This window comes from Neisseria sp. P0021.S005 (assembly GCF_051956955.1).
Genome location: NZ_JBQCWY010000718.1, coordinates 1 through 1,512 on the forward strand (window position 1 = coordinate 1; position 1,512 = coordinate 1,512).

At 58.9% G+C, this 1,512-nt stretch carries 1 protein-coding gene and 1 pseudogene; both read left to right on the forward strand.

The features are described 5' to 3' along the window. Positions 1 to 287, forward strand: a pseudogene (locus ACTHUE_RS18650) (insulinase family protein); the annotation flags it as partial. A 58-nt stretch (positions 288 to 345) separates the two neighbouring features. Beyond that, the coding region (locus tag ACTHUE_RS18655; protein ID WP_440424149.1) for a M16 family metallopeptidase at positions 346 to 1,512 on the forward strand (1,167 nt) is incomplete at its 3' end.

A 1,512-nucleotide genomic window follows, 5' to 3' on the forward strand; every position in this document is an offset into this window, starting at 1 on the left:
ACGGCGTTTCCGAAGAAGAATTGCAGCGCGTCAAAACCCAGGCAGCGGTCAGCGAAATCTACGCCAAAGACTCCATGTCTTCCCAAGCCTCCATGATGGGCCGCCTCGAAGCGCGCGGTTTCCAATATACCGACGAACAAGAAATCCACCGCCGCTTACAGGCAGTCAGCGCACAAGAAGTACAGGCCGCCGCCCGAATGTTGACCGACGAGCGCATGAGCACCGTCATCATCGAGCCGCAAAAACCTGCCGCCGCGCCAAGCAAAAAAGCTGCCAAACGCCGATAAACATCAGGCCGTCTGAAAGCCCATACCCTTTCAGACGGCCTTAACAGAAAGCCACAACATGAAACCCACCCTGCTCGCCCTTGCCCTACTCCTGCCCTTAAGCATCCAAGCCGCCACCGACATCCAGCGTTGGCGCAACCGCGACGGCACCCAAATCCTCCTTGTCGAACGCCACGAAAACCCCATCATCGACCTTGAAGTCAGCTTCAAGGGCGCAGGCAGCATCGCCAATCCGGACGGAAAAAGCCAAGTTGCCGAATTTACCGCCGCTCTCCTGACCGACGGCACCCAAGAGCTGGACGAAGAAGCCTTCAATGCCGAAGCCGACAACATCGGCGCACAAATCAGCAGCGACAGCAATGCCGAGAGCGCATCCGCAGGCTTCCGCAGCCTCAGCAAAGCCGACATCCGCGACAAAGCCGCCAACTTGCTCAACCACTCGCTGACCCGTCCGCGCTTTGACGAAGCCGTTTTCCGCCGCCGTCAAATCCAATCCATTACCGGCTTGCAACAACAGGAAACCACCCCCGACTACACCGCTACGCGCGAACTGACCAAGCTCATCTACCCGAATCACCCTTACGGCAGTGGCGCAAACATAACCGTCGACAGCCTTAAACAAGTTAGTCTGGACGACATCCGCGCCTTCCACCGCACCCACTACGGCAAAGACAACGCCATCGTCGCCATCGTCGGCGACCTCAACCGCAAACAGGCAGAGCAACTGGTCGAACGCGTCCTCAAAGACCTGCCGGCCAAAGCCACCGCAACCCATGCCATCCCGCCCGTTCCCAAACAAACCGCCCAACGCCGCGACATCCCCTTTGCCGGCACACAGGCACAAGTCCTGCTCGGCACTTCCCTCTTCAAACGCCACGACCCCGACTATTACGCCCTCGTTGCCGGCAACTACATCCTCGGCGGCGGCGGTTTCGACAGCCGCCTCATGAAAGTTTTGCGCGACCAACACGGCTACACCTACGGCGTATACAGCAGCCTCGCCCCGGCGACAGAAGAAGGCACGTTTGCCGTTTCCTACTCCACCCAAAAGAAAAACACCAAAGCCTCACTGGCCGACACCCAAGCCGTCATTGAGCAGTTTATCGCCGAAGGCCCGACCGAAGCCGAGCTGAAACAGGCCAAAGCCAACATCGTCGGCGGCTTTCCCCTGCGCTACGACTCCAACGACAAACTGCTCAACTACCTGAGCCTGATCGGCCTCTAC